Source organism: Pseudomonas sp. LG1E9, from assembly GCF_003290225.1.
Taxonomy (GTDB): Bacteria; Pseudomonadota; Gammaproteobacteria; order Pseudomonadales; family Pseudomonadaceae; genus Aquipseudomonas; species Aquipseudomonas cyclaminis.
Map to the genome: position 1 here is coordinate 53,924 of NZ_CP029983.1, position 14,191 is coordinate 68,114.

The 14,191-nt window shown below is 60.7% G+C and carries 16 protein-coding genes; 5 read left to right on the top strand and 11 right to left on the bottom strand.

Going from position 1 to position 14,191, the window contains the following annotated elements; genetic code table 11:
* The first annotated feature begins 1 nt into the window (after position 1).
* From DNK50_RS00410 to coq7, 4 genes are all read left to right on the top strand, one after another.
* On the top strand, positions 2-967 hold the full coding sequence (locus DNK50_RS00410; RefSeq protein ID WP_099585646.1) for a DUF805 domain-containing protein: 966 nt from the start codon (positions 2-4) through the stop codon (positions 965-967).
* A 60-nt stretch (positions 968-1,027) separates the two neighbouring features.
* On the top strand, positions 1,028-1,816 hold the full coding sequence (locus DNK50_RS00415) for an SDR family oxidoreductase (RefSeq protein WP_112192559.1): 789 nt from the start codon (positions 1,028-1,030) through the stop codon (positions 1,814-1,816).
* Positions 1,817-1,862: 46 nt separating this feature from the next.
* Positions 1,863-2,201, top strand: a complete 339-nt coding sequence (locus DNK50_RS00420; protein ID WP_099585648.1) for a histidine triad nucleotide-binding protein — start codon at positions 1,863-1,865, stop codon at positions 2,199-2,201.
* 116 nt (positions 2,202-2,317) lie between these two features.
* The gene (gene coq7 / locus DNK50_RS00425; protein WP_017138087.1) at positions 2,318-2,965 is read left to right on the top strand and encodes a 2-polyprenyl-3-methyl-6-methoxy-1,4-benzoquinone monooxygenase; all 648 of its coding nucleotides are present in this window, start codon (positions 2,318-2,320) and stop codon (positions 2,963-2,965) included.
* A 61-nt stretch (positions 2,966-3,026) separates the two neighbouring features.
* Here the strand turns inward: coq7 and DNK50_RS00430 are convergent, their stop codons facing one another.
* Complete coding sequence (locus tag DNK50_RS00430) at positions 3,027-3,449, bottom strand: OsmC family protein (RefSeq protein WP_020295492.1); 423 nt, start codon at positions 3,447-3,449, stop codon at positions 3,027-3,029.
* A 245-nt stretch (positions 3,450-3,694) separates the two neighbouring features.
* Here DNK50_RS00430 and crp point away from each other — a divergent pair, with 245 nt between their 5' ends.
* Complete coding sequence (crp, locus tag DNK50_RS00435) at positions 3,695-4,339, top strand: cAMP-activated global transcriptional regulator CRP (RefSeq protein ID WP_099585649.1); 645 nt, start codon at positions 3,695-3,697, stop codon at positions 4,337-4,339.
* On the opposite strand, the gene DNK50_RS00440 is transcribed toward crp, so the two are convergent.
* The 10 genes from DNK50_RS00440 to DNK50_RS00485 form a co-directional block, all read right to left on the bottom strand.
* Entirely contained in the window at positions 4,336-5,031 is a 696-nt protein-coding gene (locus DNK50_RS00440) for a lipoate--protein ligase family protein (protein WP_112192560.1), read from the bottom strand. The two genes, crp and DNK50_RS00440, sit on opposite strands and share 4 nt — an antisense overlap.
* Before the next feature lie 143 nt (positions 5,032-5,174).
* A complete protein-coding gene (trpC, locus tag DNK50_RS00445) occupies positions 5,175-6,011 on the bottom strand; it encodes an indole-3-glycerol phosphate synthase TrpC (RefSeq protein WP_099585651.1) in 837 nt (278 codons plus the stop codon).
* Positions 6,008-7,057, bottom strand: a complete 1,050-nt coding sequence (gene trpD / locus DNK50_RS00450) for an anthranilate phosphoribosyltransferase (protein ID WP_112192561.1) — start codon at positions 7,055-7,057, stop codon at positions 6,008-6,010. Before trpD ends, trpC begins: the two co-directional genes overlap by 4 nt.
* A 9-nt stretch (positions 7,058-7,066) precedes the next feature.
* Entirely contained in the window at positions 7,067-7,660 is a 594-nt protein-coding gene (locus tag DNK50_RS00455; RefSeq protein ID WP_099585653.1) for an aminodeoxychorismate/anthranilate synthase component II, read from the bottom strand.
* A gap of 10 nt (positions 7,661-7,670) precedes the next feature.
* Positions 7,671-9,152, bottom strand: coding sequence for an anthranilate synthase component I (gene trpE, locus DNK50_RS00460; protein ID WP_112192562.1), 1,482 nt, complete (start codon positions 9,150-9,152; stop codon positions 7,671-7,673).
* Positions 9,153-9,222: 70 nt separating this feature from the next.
* A complete protein-coding gene (locus DNK50_RS00465; protein WP_112192563.1) occupies positions 9,223-10,041 on the bottom strand; it encodes a phosphoglycolate phosphatase in 819 nt (272 codons plus the stop codon).
* The gene (gene rpe, locus DNK50_RS00470; RefSeq protein ID WP_032883842.1) at positions 10,038-10,712 is read right to left on the bottom strand and encodes a ribulose-phosphate 3-epimerase; all 675 of its coding nucleotides are present in this window, start codon (positions 10,710-10,712) and stop codon (positions 10,038-10,040) included. The genes DNK50_RS00465 and rpe overlap by 4 nt, the downstream gene beginning before the upstream one ends.
* A gap of 84 nt (positions 10,713-10,796) precedes the next feature.
* Positions 10,797-11,945, bottom strand: a complete 1,149-nt coding sequence (locus DNK50_RS00475; protein ID WP_112192564.1) for an iron-containing alcohol dehydrogenase — start codon at positions 11,943-11,945, stop codon at positions 10,797-10,799.
* A gap of 153 nt (positions 11,946-12,098) precedes the next feature.
* Positions 12,099-12,923: an ABC transporter permease gene (locus DNK50_RS00480; protein ID WP_017739612.1), complete on the bottom strand. Its 825-nt coding sequence runs from the start codon at positions 12,921-12,923 to the stop codon at positions 12,099-12,101.
* A gap of 12 nt (positions 12,924-12,935) precedes the next feature.
* The gene (locus DNK50_RS00485; RefSeq protein ID WP_099585657.1) at positions 12,936-14,162 is read right to left on the bottom strand and encodes an ABC transporter permease; all 1,227 of its coding nucleotides are present in this window, start codon (positions 14,160-14,162) and stop codon (positions 12,936-12,938) included.
* Positions 14,163-14,191: the final 29 nt, after the last annotated feature.

The following is a 14,191-nucleotide window of genomic DNA, read 5'->3' on the forward strand; positions in this document are numbered from 1 at the left end:
CATGAGCGACAACCGCTTCAAGATTGTGTTTGATGGAGCCTTGCTCCCGGGCGTCGAAAGCACCACGGCCAAGCTGAACCTGGCTGAGCTGTTCAAGAGCACCGTCGAGGACATCGAGAAACTCTTCACCGGTCGCCCGGTCGCACTCAAACGTGACCTGTCACGCCCCGATGCCGAAACCTACCTCACCGCGCTGAAAAATGCCGGCGTGGATGCACGCATCGAAGCTGAACAGCCCGTGGCCTTCAGCCTCGCCGAAACCCACGAGACAAGCTCTGGTGCGACAGACTTCGCTAGCCCAGCCGCTTCACCGTACGCGCCTCCGCGTTCTGCCGTGGGTGACAGCCTCCCGGAATACGCCACGCTGAAGATCTTCACGATCAATGGCCGTATTGGCCGCCTGCGGTATCTGGCCTGGACGCTGGTACTGACCGTCGCAATGCTCGTCGCAGCAGGCATCCTCAGTACTGTGGGCTTCGCCATCGCGACCGCGTCGCCGACGATAGCCATCATTGTTGGCTCGCTGCTCGGTTTCGCACTGTTCGTTGCGGTGATGGTCGTGAGTGTGCAAATCGGCGTGCAGCGCCTGCACGACCTCGGCTGGTCTGGCTGGCTGTACCTGCTTAACCTCGTGCCGCTGGTCAACAGCATTTTCCCGCTGTTGCTGCTGGTCGTGCCAGGTAACTCGGGGGCCAACCAGTACGGCGCGCCGCCACCGCGCAACTCCACTGCGGTGAAGGTCCTGGCGTCCCTGTGGCTGGCATTCATTCCGCTGATGCTCATCATCGTGGTGTCGCTGGGCATGAACGGCTACCTGGACCAACTCGAAACGAACGTGGACAGCAGCTACGAAAGCAGCTCCATCACCTCCGATGAAGATGCCGATCAAAGTGTCATCGTTGATGAAGAAGACGCCCAAAGTGCTGACGAAGCGGCCGAACCTGTAGACTCTGCTGAAGAACAGTAAAGAAACGCCCCCATCCGTGATGCCTCCATCATCGATGGGGGCGTTGCGATGGAGAAAGGCATGACCCGTTACGCTCTGATCACCGGTGCCTCCAGCGGCATTGGCCTGGCCTTGGCCGAAGCACTGGCCCGTCGCGGCCGCAGCTTGATTCTGGTGGCCCGCCAGCGTGATCAGTTGGAAAGCATTGCACTCGAATTGACTCAACGCTTCGGCGTCGAGGTGCTGTTTCGTGCCTGTGACCTGGGCGAGCCGCTGCGCTTGTCCGGGTTCCTGCTGGAGCTTGAAGAAGGCGAGCGGCAGATCGATTTGCTGGTCAACTGCGCCGGCATTGGCACCAGCGGGCCATTCCTGGCCCAGGACTGGATGACCGAACAAGACCTGATTGAAGTCAACATCCTCGCCCTCACCCGCATGTGTCACGCCCTGGGCAATACCATGGCGTTGCAAGGCGGCGGGCAGATTCTCAACGTCGCATCGATTGCCGCCTTCCAACCCGGCCCGTGGATGAGCAGCTACTACGCCAGTAAAGCCTATGTGCTGCACTTCTCCGAGGGGTTACGTGAAGAACTGAAGACCTGTGGCATCAAGGTCTCGGTCCTTTGCCCCGGCCCTACGCGCACCGCATTTTTCGGCACGGCGCAAATGGACATCGCCAAACTCGATCGCAGCGAACAACTGATGAGCCCGGAAGAGCTCGCTCTCTACACCGTGCGCGCATTGGAAAAGAACAAAGCCATCATCATCCCTGGCCGCCGCAATCGCTGGCTGGCGTTCAGCCCACGTTTCAGCCCGCGCTGGCTGACTCGCAAGATCGCCGGTGCAATCAACAAAGCCTATTGCCCACGCTGACCGGCTGAGTACACTCCCCCTGCACTTTCATAATGGAGAAACAGCTGTGGATACTCTGTTCACCAAGATCATCAACAGAGAAATACCCGCGAAGATCATCTACGAAGATGATCAGGTCCTCGCCTTCCACGATATTGCCCCGCAGGCACCTGTGCATTTTCTGGTGATCCCGAAGAAGCCGATCCGTACGCTCAATGACCTCACGCAAGACGACAAGGCACTGGCCGGGCACATCCTGTTCACCGCCCAGCGCCTGGCCCTTGAACTTGGCTGCGAGGATGGTTTCCGCGTCGTCATGAACTGCAATGAAAAGGGCGGCCAGACCGTCTATCACATCCATATGCATGTGCTGGGTCAGCGCCAGATGAACTGGCCGCCGGGCTGACAGGCCTCTGAAACGGATCGCAGCACGGTGCTGCGACCCCATGCCCTTGACTCAGCGCAAACGCTTCACCCTCTCTTGCGGTAAACTGGCCGCCGAGATTCTTCCCGGAGGTCAGCATGACTACCCAACGTCACTACTCGCCGATTGATCGCCTGTTGCTGCAAGCCGACATGGCCATGCGCACGCTGCTGCCCTTCAGCGGCCAACCGTACCGTCCGTCGCCCGCCATTGTGCAGCCCGACGCGCAGATGAGTGAGACAGACACGCGTCATGTCGCCGGCTTGATGCGCATCAACCATACCGGCGAAGTCTGTGCCCAGGCGTTGTACCAAGGCCAAGCCCTGACCGCCAAGCTGCCGCAGGTACGCGCAGCCATGGAGCATGCGGCCGAGGAAGAAATCGACCACCTGGCCTGGTGCGAGCAACGCATTCGCCAACTGGGCAGCCACCCCAGCGTGCTCAACCCACTGTTTTACGGTTTGTCGTTCGGCATCGGCGCTGCTGCCGGGTTGATCAGCGACAAGGTCAGCCTGGGCTTTGTCGCCGCGACCGAACATCAAGTGTGCAAGCACCTGGATGAACACCTGGAACAACTGCCGGCCGAAGACGAAAAGTCCCGGGCCATTCTTGAGCAGATGCGTATCGATGAAGAACACCACGCTGAGAGCGCCCTGGATGCCGGCGGTTTCCGCTTCCCGGCGCCGGTGCGGTTCGGCATGAGCGTGCTGGCCAAGGTCATGACAAAAAGCACCTACCGTATCTGACCCAACCTGCAGCCGAAAAAAAGGGCGCTTTCAAAGCGCCCTTTTCTTTTGCCATTGGCGATCAACCCAACTCGACAATCTCGTAGTCGTGGGTAATGGCCACACCAGCCGCGCCGAGCATGATCGACGCCGAGCAGTACTTCTCTGCCGACAGTTCGATAGCACGTTTGACCTGGGCCTCCTTCAGCCCCCGGCCCTTCACCACGAAGTGCATATGGATCTTGGTGAACACCTTGGGATCTTCAGTGGCGCGCTCGGCTTCCAGGAACGCTTCGCAGCTTTCCACGGCCTGGCGGGATTTTTTCAGGATGCTGACCACGTCGAAATTGCTGCAACCGCCCACGCCCAGCAGGAGCATTTCCATCGGACGTACGCCCAGGTTGCGGCCACCGGCTTCCGGCGGGCCATCCATGACCACTACATGGCCACTGCCCGACTCACCGAGGAACATGGCTTCGCCCGCCCATTGGATGCGTGCCTTCATCGCCCAGACTCCACTGCTAAAAAAGGGTCGCCAGCTTAGCACAGGGCCCGAGCGCGGCAGCGTTTCCCGTCAATGTGATCAATAACAGGGCTTACTCGGTAAATTGGCTAATCGAGTCAGAATGTGTCTGTTAAGCTGGCGCCAAATGAGTGGCGTATTGCCACCCTTTATACAGCGTGTATCAATGCCGATACCGCTGAGTACAACAACTCCAACCACCTCGCGCTGCCTTTCGGGATACAACCATGGTTGCTCTGACGCCCATACCCAAGATCAAGAATCTCGACAAGCTGCTGATGCACTGCCAGCGCCGACGTTACCCGGCCAAGCACAACATCATCTGCGCCGGCGAGCGCTCCGAAACGCTGTTCTTCATTATCAAAGGCTCCGTCACCATCCTGATCGAGGATGAAGACGGCCGCGAGATGATCATCGCCTACCTGAACACCGGGGATTTCTTCGGGGAGCTGGGGCTGTTTGAACAAGCGGGCAAGGAACAGGAGCGCAGCGCCTGGGTGCGGGCCAAGGTCGAGTGCGAAGTGGCCGAGATCAGTTACACAAAATTTCGCGAGCTGGCCCAACACGATCCCGACATTCTCTACGCCCTCAGCGGCCAGATCGCCCAACGCCTGCGCGACACGACGCGCAAAGTCGGCGACTTGGCATTCTTCGACGTCACCGGTCGCGTGGCCCGTTGCCTGCTGGAGCTGTGCAAACAGCCCGATGCAATGACACACCCGGACGGTATGCAGATCAAAGTTACACGCCAGGAAATCGGGCGCATTGTCGGCTGTTCACGGGAGATGGTCGGCCGCGTGCTCAAGGATCTGGAAGAGCGCAACCTGGTGCACGTCAAAGGCAAGACAATGGTGGTGTTCGGTACCCGCTAAACCGGCAGGAAGCTGGCCAGCATCTGACGGTACAAGGTATCCAACCGGCTGATGGCATCCGGCGCGGGGAACGCTTCGTGCAAGGCGATATGGCTGTCGGCACGAACCCGCTGGTCGAGGCCGCACGCTTGGTTGAAGCGGTTGACCGCCGCGATCAACGCTTCGCGATGGTTATCCAGCAGCAAAGCGCCGTGTACCAACCCCACCGGGCGGCCACCGCTTTGCCGCCAGCGCTGGGCAGTGCCGACCATTTTGCGGCCATCGAGATTGACGTTGTAGCGACCGTCGCAGAATGCCCCGTCGATCTCACCCACGGAAGCCTTGCCGCCCAGCTCGGTCAGCACATCACAGATCGGCTGGCACAGACGCTGATAACCGGTTTCGATGCGGCCTTGATCACCTTCGCTGCGTGGCGGCGCGTACACCAGCGCAATATTGACCGTAGCACTCGACTGCGGCACCGGCTCACCGCCGGTTTCGCGCAGTAACACGGGCCAACCGGCATCGGCGGACACGCGACTGGCGACTTCGAAAGCGGGCAATCGACTCAAGCGACGTGGCATCACCAATGCCTGATCGCTGGGTTGCCAAAACAGCAGCCCGTACTCCAACTCACCGGCGCAAACCGCACCCAACAAATCTTGCTCAGCAGCAAGGCCTGCTTCGACGGTCATCATCACGGGCTGAGTCATCAAACACCTACCTCTCTGGATAAACACAAAACCCAATGTGGGAGGGGGCTTGCCCCGATAGCGGAGTGTCAGCCGACTGGTTCATCAACTGACAGAATGCCATCGGGGGCAAGCCCCCTCCCACATTGTGATCGCATTTCACATCAATCGAGCGTGGAACCGCTGACCGCCACGCCACGCTCCGGGAAGAACAGACGCTGCAGTTCCGCCCCCGGGTTCTCGGCACGCATAAAGGTTTCGCCCACCAGGAACGAGTACACGCCGCTGATTTCCATCAGCTCCACATCGGCGCGGTTGACGATGCCACTCTCGGTAATCACCAGGCGGTCACGCGGGATACGCGGCAGCAGGTCGAGGGTGTTTTCCAGGCTGACTTCGAAGGTATGCAGGTTACGGTTGTTGACCCCGACCAGCGGCGTATCGAGGGTTTTCAACGCCCGCTCCAGCTCGTCGCCGTCGTGCACTTCCACCAGCACATCCAGGCCGACGCTTTTGGCTACAGCCGCGAGTTCGGCCATCTTCACGTCATCCAGTGCGGAAACGATCAGCAGCACGCAGTCGGCGCCCAAGGCACGGGCTTCGACGATCTGGTACGGGTCGACCATGAAGTCCTTGCGGATCACCGGCAACTTGCACGCCGCCCGGGCCTGTTGCAGGAACAAATCGGAACCCTGGAAATAATCAATGTCGGTCAGTACGGACAGGCATGTCGCCCCGCCCTTTTCATAGCTGACCGCGATTTCCGCTGGCACGAAGTGCTCGCGAATCACGCCTTTGCTCGGCGAAGCCTTCTTGATCTCGGCGATCACCGCCGGGTGCTTGAGCTTGGCCTGGGCGATCAGCGCATCGGCAAATCCACGTGGTGCGTCAGCGGCTTTCGCTTGGGCTTCCAGCTCAGCCAGGCTCACGCGGGCACGGCGCTCGGCGACTTCTTCGGCCTTGCGGGCGAGGATTTTTTCCAGAACGGTCGGAACACTCATCCTTCATTCTCCATCTTGAATACGGCGGTGAATGCTCCCAGTTCTTCGAGCTTCTCGCGAGCCAGACCGGTGTGCAGCGCATCGTGGGCCAATTCGACACCTTCCTTAAGACTATAGGCTTGGTCGGCTGCGTAAAGTGCCGCGCCAGCATTCAGAACAATCATTTCCGCAGCCTTTTGACCGTTCTCAGTCTTGCGCCGCCCCAGGGCATCACGGATCAGCTCCAGCGACGCCGCCGGGCTTTCCACCGCCAGGCCATGCAGGCTCTGACTCTTCATGCCCAGGTCTTCAGGCTCGACCCAGTATTCGGTGATCTGGTCATTCTTCAGTTCCGCCACAAAGGTCGGCGCGGCGAGGCTGAATTCATCCAGGCCATCTTTGGAATGCACCACCAGCACATGTTTGCTGCCCATGCGTTGCAGTACTTCAGCCAATGGTTTGCACAGCGCCTGGCTGAACACGCCCACCACCTGGTGCTTCACACCGGCCGGATTCGTAAGCGGGCCGAGCATGTTGAACAGGGTGCGCAGGCCCAGGTCTTTACGCGGGCCGGCGGCGTGTTTCATCGCGCCGTGGTGGGACTGGGCAAACATAAAGCCGATGCCGACGTTGTCGATGCAACGCGCCACTTGCACCGGCGTCAGGTTCAGGTAGATCCCGGCCGCTTCCAGCAGGTCGGCACTGCCGCTCTTGCCGGACACCGCGCGGTTACCGTGTTTGGCCACGGTGCAACCGGCCGCCGCCACCACAAAGGAGGACGCGGTCGACACGTTGAAAATATTTGCACCATCGCCCCCGGTGCCGACCACGTCGACCACGCCATCGAGGGTCTTGAGCTCAACCTTGTCCGCCAGCTCGCGCATCACCGAGACGGCGCCGACGATCTCGTCGATGCTTTCGCTCTTCATGCGCATCGCCATCATGAACGCGCCGATCTGCGCGTCGGTGCATTGGCCGGTCATGATCTCGCGCATCACATCGCTCATTTCAGCGGTGCTCAGGTCCAGATGGCCGACGATACGGCTCAGGGCAGTCTTGATATCCATGGAAAGTCCTTAGCGCGTGCCGCCGCTCTGCTTGAGAAAGTTGGCGAACAGCTCGTGGCCCTGCTCGGTCAGGATCGATTCAGGGTGAAATTGCACCCCTTCGATGTTCAGTGTCTTGTGACGCAGGCCCATGATCTCATCGACCGAGCCGTCTTCCAGCTGGGTCCAGGCGGTCAGTTCCAGGCATTCGGGCAGGGTTTCACGCTTGACCACCAGCGAGTGGTAGCGGGTCACCGTCAAGGGATTGTTCAGGGCCTGGAATACGCCCAGCTCTTTGTGGAACACCGGGCTGGTCTTGCCGTGCATCACCTGGCGCGCACGCACCACATCACCGCCAAAAGCCTGGCCGATGGATTGGTGGCCCAGGCATACGCCCAGGATCGGCAGTTTGCCGGCGAAATATTGGATGGCTTCAAGGGAGATGCCCGCCTCCGTCGGCGTGCACGGGCCTGGCGAAACCACGATGCGCTCGGGGTTCAGCGCCGCGATCTCGGCCACGGTCAGTTCGTCGTTGCGCACCACCTTGACCTCGGCACCCAACTCGCCCAGGTACTGCACAACGTTGTAAGTAAAGGAATCGTAGTTATCAATCATCAGCAACATGGGGCAAACCTCAGGAATTGGGGGTCTGTTCAGCCAGCGCAACAGCGCGGAACATCGCACGGCGCTTGTTCAGGGTTTCTTCCCATTCGAGGGCCGGCACCGAGTCGGCGACAATCCCGCCACCGGCCTGCACATGCAGCTCCCCGTCCTTGATCACTGCCGTGCGGATCGCAATGGCAGTGTCCATGTTGCCGTTCCAGGCGAAATACCCCACGGCGCCGCCGTAGACACCCCGCTTGACCGGTTCCAGTTCGTCGATGATTTCCATCGCGCGAATCTTCGGCGCGCCCGACAAGGTGCCCGCCGGCAGAATCGCTCGCAACGCATCCATTGCAGTCAAGCCAGCCTTCAGCTCGCCCGTGACGTTGGACACGATGTGCATAACATTGGAGTAACGCTCGATGACCATCTTCTCGGTGAGCTTCACCGAGCCGATTTCCGAGACGCGCCCGGTGTCGTTGCGGCCCAGGTCGATCAGCATCAAATGCTCGGCGATTTCCTTGTCGTCGCTGAGCAGGTCTTCTTCCAGCGCCAGATCGGCTTCTTCGGTCGCGCCACGTGGGCGCGTACCGGCAATCGGGCGCACGGTGATCAGGTTGTCTTCGACGCGCACCAGCACTTCCGGCGAACTGCCTACAACGTGGAAGTCGCCAAAGTTGAAGAAGTACATGTATGGCGTCGGGTTGAAGCAGCGCAGCGCACGGTACAGGTCGATGGGTGCAGCCTTGAAGTCGATGGACATGCGCTGCGACGGCACCACCTGCATGCAGTCACCGGCGAGGATGTATTCCTTGATGGTGTCGACGGCACGCTCGTAGTCATCCTGGGTAAAACTTGAGCGGAACAACGGATCGCTCGCCGGCGGGCAGCTGAGGTCCAGGCCGCGACGCGGGGTGATCGGCTGGCGCAGTTTTTCCAGCAGGGCTTGCAGGCTGGCCTGGCCTTGTTCGAACGCATCTTCGCGGGACGGATCGGCCAGTACGATGGCGTGCATCTTGCCGGCGAGGTTGTCGAACACCACCACCGCGTCAGACACCATCAGCAGAATATCCGGCACGCCCAGCGGATCCGGGTTCGGGCATTTGCCCAGGCGTTTTTCCACATAGCGCACGCAGTCGTAGCCGAAATACCCGACCAACCCGCCATTGAAGCGCGGCAGGCCAGCAATGGTCGGCACGTTGTAGCGCGCCTTGAAGGTTTCGACAAAGGCCAGCGGGTCTTCCACGTCATGGCTTTCGATCTCGACGCCGTCATGGGTGATGCTCACATGATGATCGTGTACCCGCATCACGGTGCGGCACGGCAGGCCGATGATCGAATAACGGCCCCATTTCTCACCGCCCTGTACCGATTCCAACAGATAGGAATTGGGCTCGTCGGCCAGTTTCAGGTAGATCGACAGCGGCGTGTCGAAGTCGGCCAGGGTTTCGCAGGCCAGGGGAATACGGTTATAGCCGGCAGCGGCCAAACGCAGGAATTCTTCGCGATTCATGAGGTGCCTCGTGGTGTGAGGGTCTAACAGTCAGGTATGCAAACGTGCCGCAGGGCGCGGCCAGGATCAGTCAGGCGCGCCAACGCCAGCGGGCCAGGGCCTTGATGACTTTCATCCAGAGTTTGCGAGTGACCACCACGATGGGATTTCCAGAAGGGGACGGATCGGTATCGGGCAACGTTATCTCAGCGCCCGCTCCCAAGCAACCGGGGATTAGCAGTCGCAGGTCATCAATCACCAGCGCCGGCGACTCTTCGGCAATCGGCCGGCCATGGTTATAGCCGTAGCTCAGGGCGACACACTGCACGCCCGCAGCTTTTGCCGCCTGCACATCCGTGCGCGAATCGCCGACAAACAACGACTGGGACGCCGGGATATTGGCCATTTTCATCACGAAAAACAGCGCCGCCGGGTCAGGTTTCTTCTGCGGCAAGGTATCGCCACCGATGATCCAGCGGAAATACCGGCCGATTTTCATCTGGTCCAACAGCGGCGCAACGAAACGCTCCGGCTTGTTGGTGATCAGGGCCATTTCCACGCCCTGCTTGTGCAGCCATTTGAGGGTGTCGCGCACGCCGGGATAAACCACGGTCAGTTCATGGCCGTCTTCATAGGCAGCATTGAACAGTTCCAGGGCATGCTCGGCCTCCACCTCATCGACGCCTTCGGGGTCGATGTTGTTGGCCAGGGCCCGGCGTACCAGCATATGCACGCCGTTACCTACCCAGTTACGCACGGATCCCAGACCCGCGGGCGGGCGTCCGAGTTTGAGCAGCATCTGGTCCACCGCCGCCGCCAAGTCAGGCACCGAATCGATCAACGTACCGTCCAGATCGAACATCACCAACCGTGGCAGTTTGCCGGGGAACAGCTGCTCAAAGCCGCTCATGGACGTGCCAGCGCCAGTTCTGCACGCATCTTGTCGATCACTTCCTGGTAGTTCGGCGCGTTGAAGATCGCCGAACCGGCCACGAACGTGTCGGCACCGGCCGCTGCGATTTCACGGATATTGTTGACGTTGACCCCACCGTCGATTTCCAGGCGGATATCACGGCCCGAGGCATCGATCAGCGCGCGGGCTTCGCGCAGTTTGTCGAGGGTACCGGGAATGAACTTCTGCCCGCCAAAGCCTGGGTTGACGCTCATCAGCAGCACCATGTCGACCTTGTCCATCACGTACTTGAGTACATCCAGCGGGGTCGCCGGGTTGAACACCAGGCCCGCCTTGCAGCCACCTTCGCGGATCAATTGCAGGGTGCGGTCGACGTGCAGCGAGGCTTCCGGATGAAAGGTGATGTAGGTCGCGCCGGCCTCAATGAAGTCGCCGATGATGCGATCCACCGGGCTGACCATCAGGTGCGCATCGATCGGCGCGGTGACGCCGTATTTGCGCAACGCCGCGCAGACCATCGGGCCGATGGTCAGGTTGGGCACGTAATGGTTGTCCATGACATCGAAGTGCACGAAGTCGGCACCGGCGGCCAACACGTTGTCCACTTCCTCACCCAGTCGGGCGAAATCGGCGGAGAGAATCGATGGGGCAATAACGAAGGGCTGCATGACGCACCTTTTCTGAGCTAAATCACGATGGCGCGCATTGTATACCTCATGCTTTGCTGCGCGCACCGTGACCTAGCTCAATGGCTAGTACGCGGCCCGGTAGATTTTCTCGATATCCGCCACGCTGAGCTTGCGCGGGTTGTTGCGCATCAGCCGTTCGATCCCGGCGGCTTCCGCCGCCATGGTCGCAATTGCGCTTTCGGGAATCCCGAAACTGTGAAGCCCGGCCGGGATCTCGACCGCAGCACACAGTCGCGTCATCGCCTCGACCGCCTGGTCGGCAGCGTCATTGGCACTCAACCCCGTGATGTTCACGCCCATGGCCTGGGCAATGTCCTGCATACGCTCGACACACGCGAGCTTGTTCCAGTGCATCACATAGGGCAGCAACAGCGCGTTACTTACGCCATGGGCAATGTTGAAGCGCCCACCCAGCGGATACGCCAACGCATGTACCGCGCCCACCCCGGCGTTGCCGAAAGCCATGCCGGCCATCAGGCTGGCAGTGGCCATGTCGTCGCGGGCCTGCAAGTTGGCCGGGTTGGCGTAGGCCTTGGGCAGCGCCTTGGCGATCAGCTTGATGGCGCCGATGGCCAAGGCGTCGGTGATCGGCGAAGCATTCAGCGACAGATAGGACTCGACTGCATGCACCAGCGCATCCACACCACTGGCAGCGGTGACGCTACGCGGGCAGGTCAGGGTCATTTGCGGGCTGATCAGCGCCACGTCCGGCAACAAGTAGTCGCTGACGATGCCCTTTTTGAGCTGCGCGGCCTTGTCGGAGAGGATCGCTACATTGGTCACCTCCGAGCCGGTGCCGGCCGTGGTCGGGATGGCGATCAGCGGCGGGCCCTTGCGCGGCACCTGGTCGACACCAAACAAGTCAGCCAGGGCGCCGTGGTAACCGGCGTAGGCGGCCACGCTTTTGGCGATGTCGATGGCGCTGCCGCCACCCAACCCGATCAAGCCATCGTGGCCGCCTTCGCGGTAGGCCTGCATGCAGTCTTCGACAATGGAGATTTCCGGGTCGGGCAGCACGCGGTCGAAAATATCATAGGGGCGGTCGCCCAAATGTTCGAGCGCCAACGCCACGGTGCCGGATTTGACCAGCACGGCGTCGGTCACGATCAGCGGGTTATCCACGTCCAGGCGCGTGAGTTCAAAGGCCAGTTGTTCGATGGCGCCAGCGCCGGTCAGGAGTTTGTGGGCGATCTTGAATGAGGAAATACTCATATGCGCGGCCTCTTATTCGGAAATGGGCTGGCACAAGAGTAGCTGACCGAAACAGGTTGTCTTCCATTCAGCAGCTGAATGGTCTTTGTGGTTCAACACACAACCCTTGTGGGAGGGGCAAACCCGCTCCCACATTGTGATCTGCGCTGCGCTTTAGACCTGGGCAGTACGCAGTTTCTCGCTACGGCCGCGCAGCCATTCCAGAGTCAGCAACAGCAACACCGAGAACGCAATCAACAAGGTCGCCGCTGCGGCAATGGTGGGGCTGAGGTTTTCGCGGATACCGCTGAACATCTGCCGTGGCAGGGTCGCTTGCTCCGGGCCGGCAAGGAACAGCGTCACCACCACCTCGTCGAACGAGGTCGCGAACGCAAACAGCGCCCCGGATATCACCCCCGGTGCAATCAACGGCAAGGTCACCCGACGAAATGCGGTGAGTGGCGAAGCCCCCAGACTGGCCGCCGCACGCACCAGATTGTGGTTGAACCCCTGCAATGTCGCCGACACCGTGATGATCACAAACGGCACGCCCAACACCGCGTGCACCACGATCAGCGAGAAGAAACTGTTACCCAAGCCCAGCGGCGCAAAGAACAGGTAGCTGGCCACGCCGATGATCACCACCGGCACCACCATCGGCGAAATCACCAAAGCCATCACCAGCGCCTTGCCAGGGAAATTGCCACGGGTCAGGCCAATTGCCGCCAGGGTACCGAACACCATGGCCAGCACTGTGGCTGCCGGGGCGACGATGATGCTGTTCTTCAGCGCACGCATCCACTCGGCCGAGGCGAAGAAATCCTGGTACCAGTGCAGCGAGAAGCCCTGCAACGGGTACACCAGGAAACTGCCGCTGTTGAACGACAGCGGGATGATGACCAGCACCGGTAGGATCAGGAACAGCAGGATCAAGCCGCAGAGGATCCGCAAGCTGTAGAACCAAACCCGCTCAACGGGCGACATGTAAGGGCTCAGCATCGCAAGGTCTCCTCAGCTCAGGCGCAGGCGGCTGGCGCCGACCAGACGGTTGTAGATCAGGTACAGCACCACGGTCGCCAGCAGCAGCAAGCCGCCCAACGCCGTCGCCATGCCCCAGTTGATGCTGGTGTTGGTGTAGAAGGCCACGAAGTAGCTGACCATCTGGTCGTTCGGGCTGCCCAGCAAGGCCGGGGTGATGTAGTAACCAATCGCCAGGATGAACACCAACAGGCAACCGGCGCCCACACCGGCGTAGGTCTGCGGGAAGTACACCCGCCAGAAACTGGCAAACGGGTGGCAGCCCAGGGAAATAGCGGCACGCATGTAGGTCGGCGAGATGCCTTTCATCACGCTGTAAATCGGCAGGATCATGAACGGCAACAGAATGTGCACCATGGAGATGTAGACCCCGGTGCGGTTGAACACCAACTCCAGGGGCTTATCGATCAATCCCATGCCCATCAGCGCGCTGTTGATCAGGCCGCCGGACTGCAACAGCACGATCCACGCCGCCACTCGCACCAGGATCGAGGTCCAGAACGGCAGCAACACCAGGATCATCAGCAGGTTGCTTTTACGCGCCGGCAGGTTGGCCAGCAGATACGCCAGAGGATAGGCCAGCAACAGGCAGATCACGGTGATCACCAGGCCCATCCAGAAGGTGCGGGCGAAGATGTCCAGGTAGATCGCTTGGTCCGGTGTGGCCGGAGCCACTTCGCCGAGGTCGTCGATACGGTGATCCACGGCCGCCAGCAGATAGAACGGCGTCAGGCTGCTGGTATTGCGCCGGATCGCCTGCCAGTACGCCGGGTCGCCCCAGCGTTCGTCGAGGGTTTCCAGCGCTTCTTTATAAGAGGCCGGCGCTTCGGTAAACGGCAGCGCCCGCGCGGTTTTGGTCAGCAGGCTGCGATAGCCGGCCAGTTCCATGTTCAAGCGTTTGGACAGATCGCCCAGGGTCTGGTTTTTACGCGCCTCGCCCAAGTCCTCACTGAGGGCCTGGTACACCGGCTCGCCGGGCAGGCCACGGCCGTCCCAGGCAGTCACCGCCACCACGGTACGCGGCAAACCGCCCACCACTTCCGGGTTGCCGACGCTTTTAAACAACAGCGCGACGATCGGCACCAGGAACACCAGCAGCAAAAACAGCACCAGCGGCGCAATCAAGGCCTGGGCCTTCCAGCGATTGAGCCGCTCGGCACGCGCCAGGCGCTGCTTGAGGGTGGGGATGGCGATGGCCATGGCAAACTCCGGATCTTGAAGATAAATGC

What these genes read in the sequence shown, in the direction of transcription:
- DNK50_RS00410 (WP_099585646.1), top strand. Translation starts at nt 2, where the DNA reads ATGAGCGACAACCGCTTCAAGATTGTGTTTGATGGAGCCTTGCTCCCG.
- DNK50_RS00415 (WP_112192559.1), top strand. Translation starts at nt 1,028, where the DNA reads ATGACCCGTTACGCTCTGATCACCGGTGCCTCCAGCGGCATTGGCCTG.
- coq7 (WP_017138087.1), top strand. Translation starts at nt 2,318, where the DNA reads ATGACTACCCAACGTCACTACTCGCCGATTGATCGCCTGTTGCTGCAA.
- DNK50_RS00430 (WP_020295492.1), bottom strand. Translation starts at nt 3,449, where the DNA reads ATGAAGGCACGCATCCAATGGGCGGGCGAAGCCATGTTCCTCGGTGAG.
- crp (WP_099585649.1), top strand. Translation starts at nt 3,695, where the DNA reads ATGGTTGCTCTGACGCCCATACCCAAGATCAAGAATCTCGACAAGCTG.
- DNK50_RS00440 (WP_112192560.1), bottom strand. Translation starts at nt 5,031, where the DNA reads ATGACTCAGCCCGTGATGATGACCGTCGAAGCAGGCCTTGCTGCTGAG.
- trpC (WP_099585651.1), bottom strand. Translation starts at nt 6,011, where the DNA reads ATGAGTGTTCCGACCGTTCTGGAAAAAATCCTCGCCCGCAAGGCCGAA.
- trpD (WP_112192561.1), bottom strand. Translation starts at nt 7,057, where the DNA reads ATGGATATCAAGACTGCCCTGAGCCGTATCGTCGGCCATCTGGACCTG.
- DNK50_RS00455 (WP_099585653.1), bottom strand. Translation starts at nt 7,660, where the DNA reads ATGTTGCTGATGATTGATAACTACGATTCCTTTACTTACAACGTTGTG.
- trpE (WP_112192562.1), bottom strand. Translation starts at nt 9,152, where the DNA reads ATGAATCGCGAAGAATTCCTGCGTTTGGCCGCTGCCGGCTATAACCGT.
- DNK50_RS00465 (WP_112192563.1), bottom strand. Translation starts at nt 10,041, where the DNA reads ATGAGCGGCTTTGAGCAGCTGTTCCCCGGCAAACTGCCACGGTTGGTG.
- rpe (WP_032883842.1), bottom strand. Translation starts at nt 10,712, where the DNA reads ATGCAGCCCTTCGTTATTGCCCCATCGATTCTCTCCGCCGATTTCGCC.
- DNK50_RS00475 (WP_112192564.1), bottom strand. Translation starts at nt 11,945, where the DNA reads ATGAGTATTTCCTCATTCAAGATCGCCCACAAACTCCTGACCGGCGCT.
- DNK50_RS00480 (WP_017739612.1), bottom strand. Translation starts at nt 12,923, where the DNA reads ATGCTGAGCCCTTACATGTCGCCCGTTGAGCGGGTTTGGTTCTACAGC.
- DNK50_RS00485 (WP_099585657.1), bottom strand. Translation starts at nt 14,162, where the DNA reads ATGGCCATCGCCATCCCCACCCTCAAGCAGCGCCTGGCGCGTGCCGAG.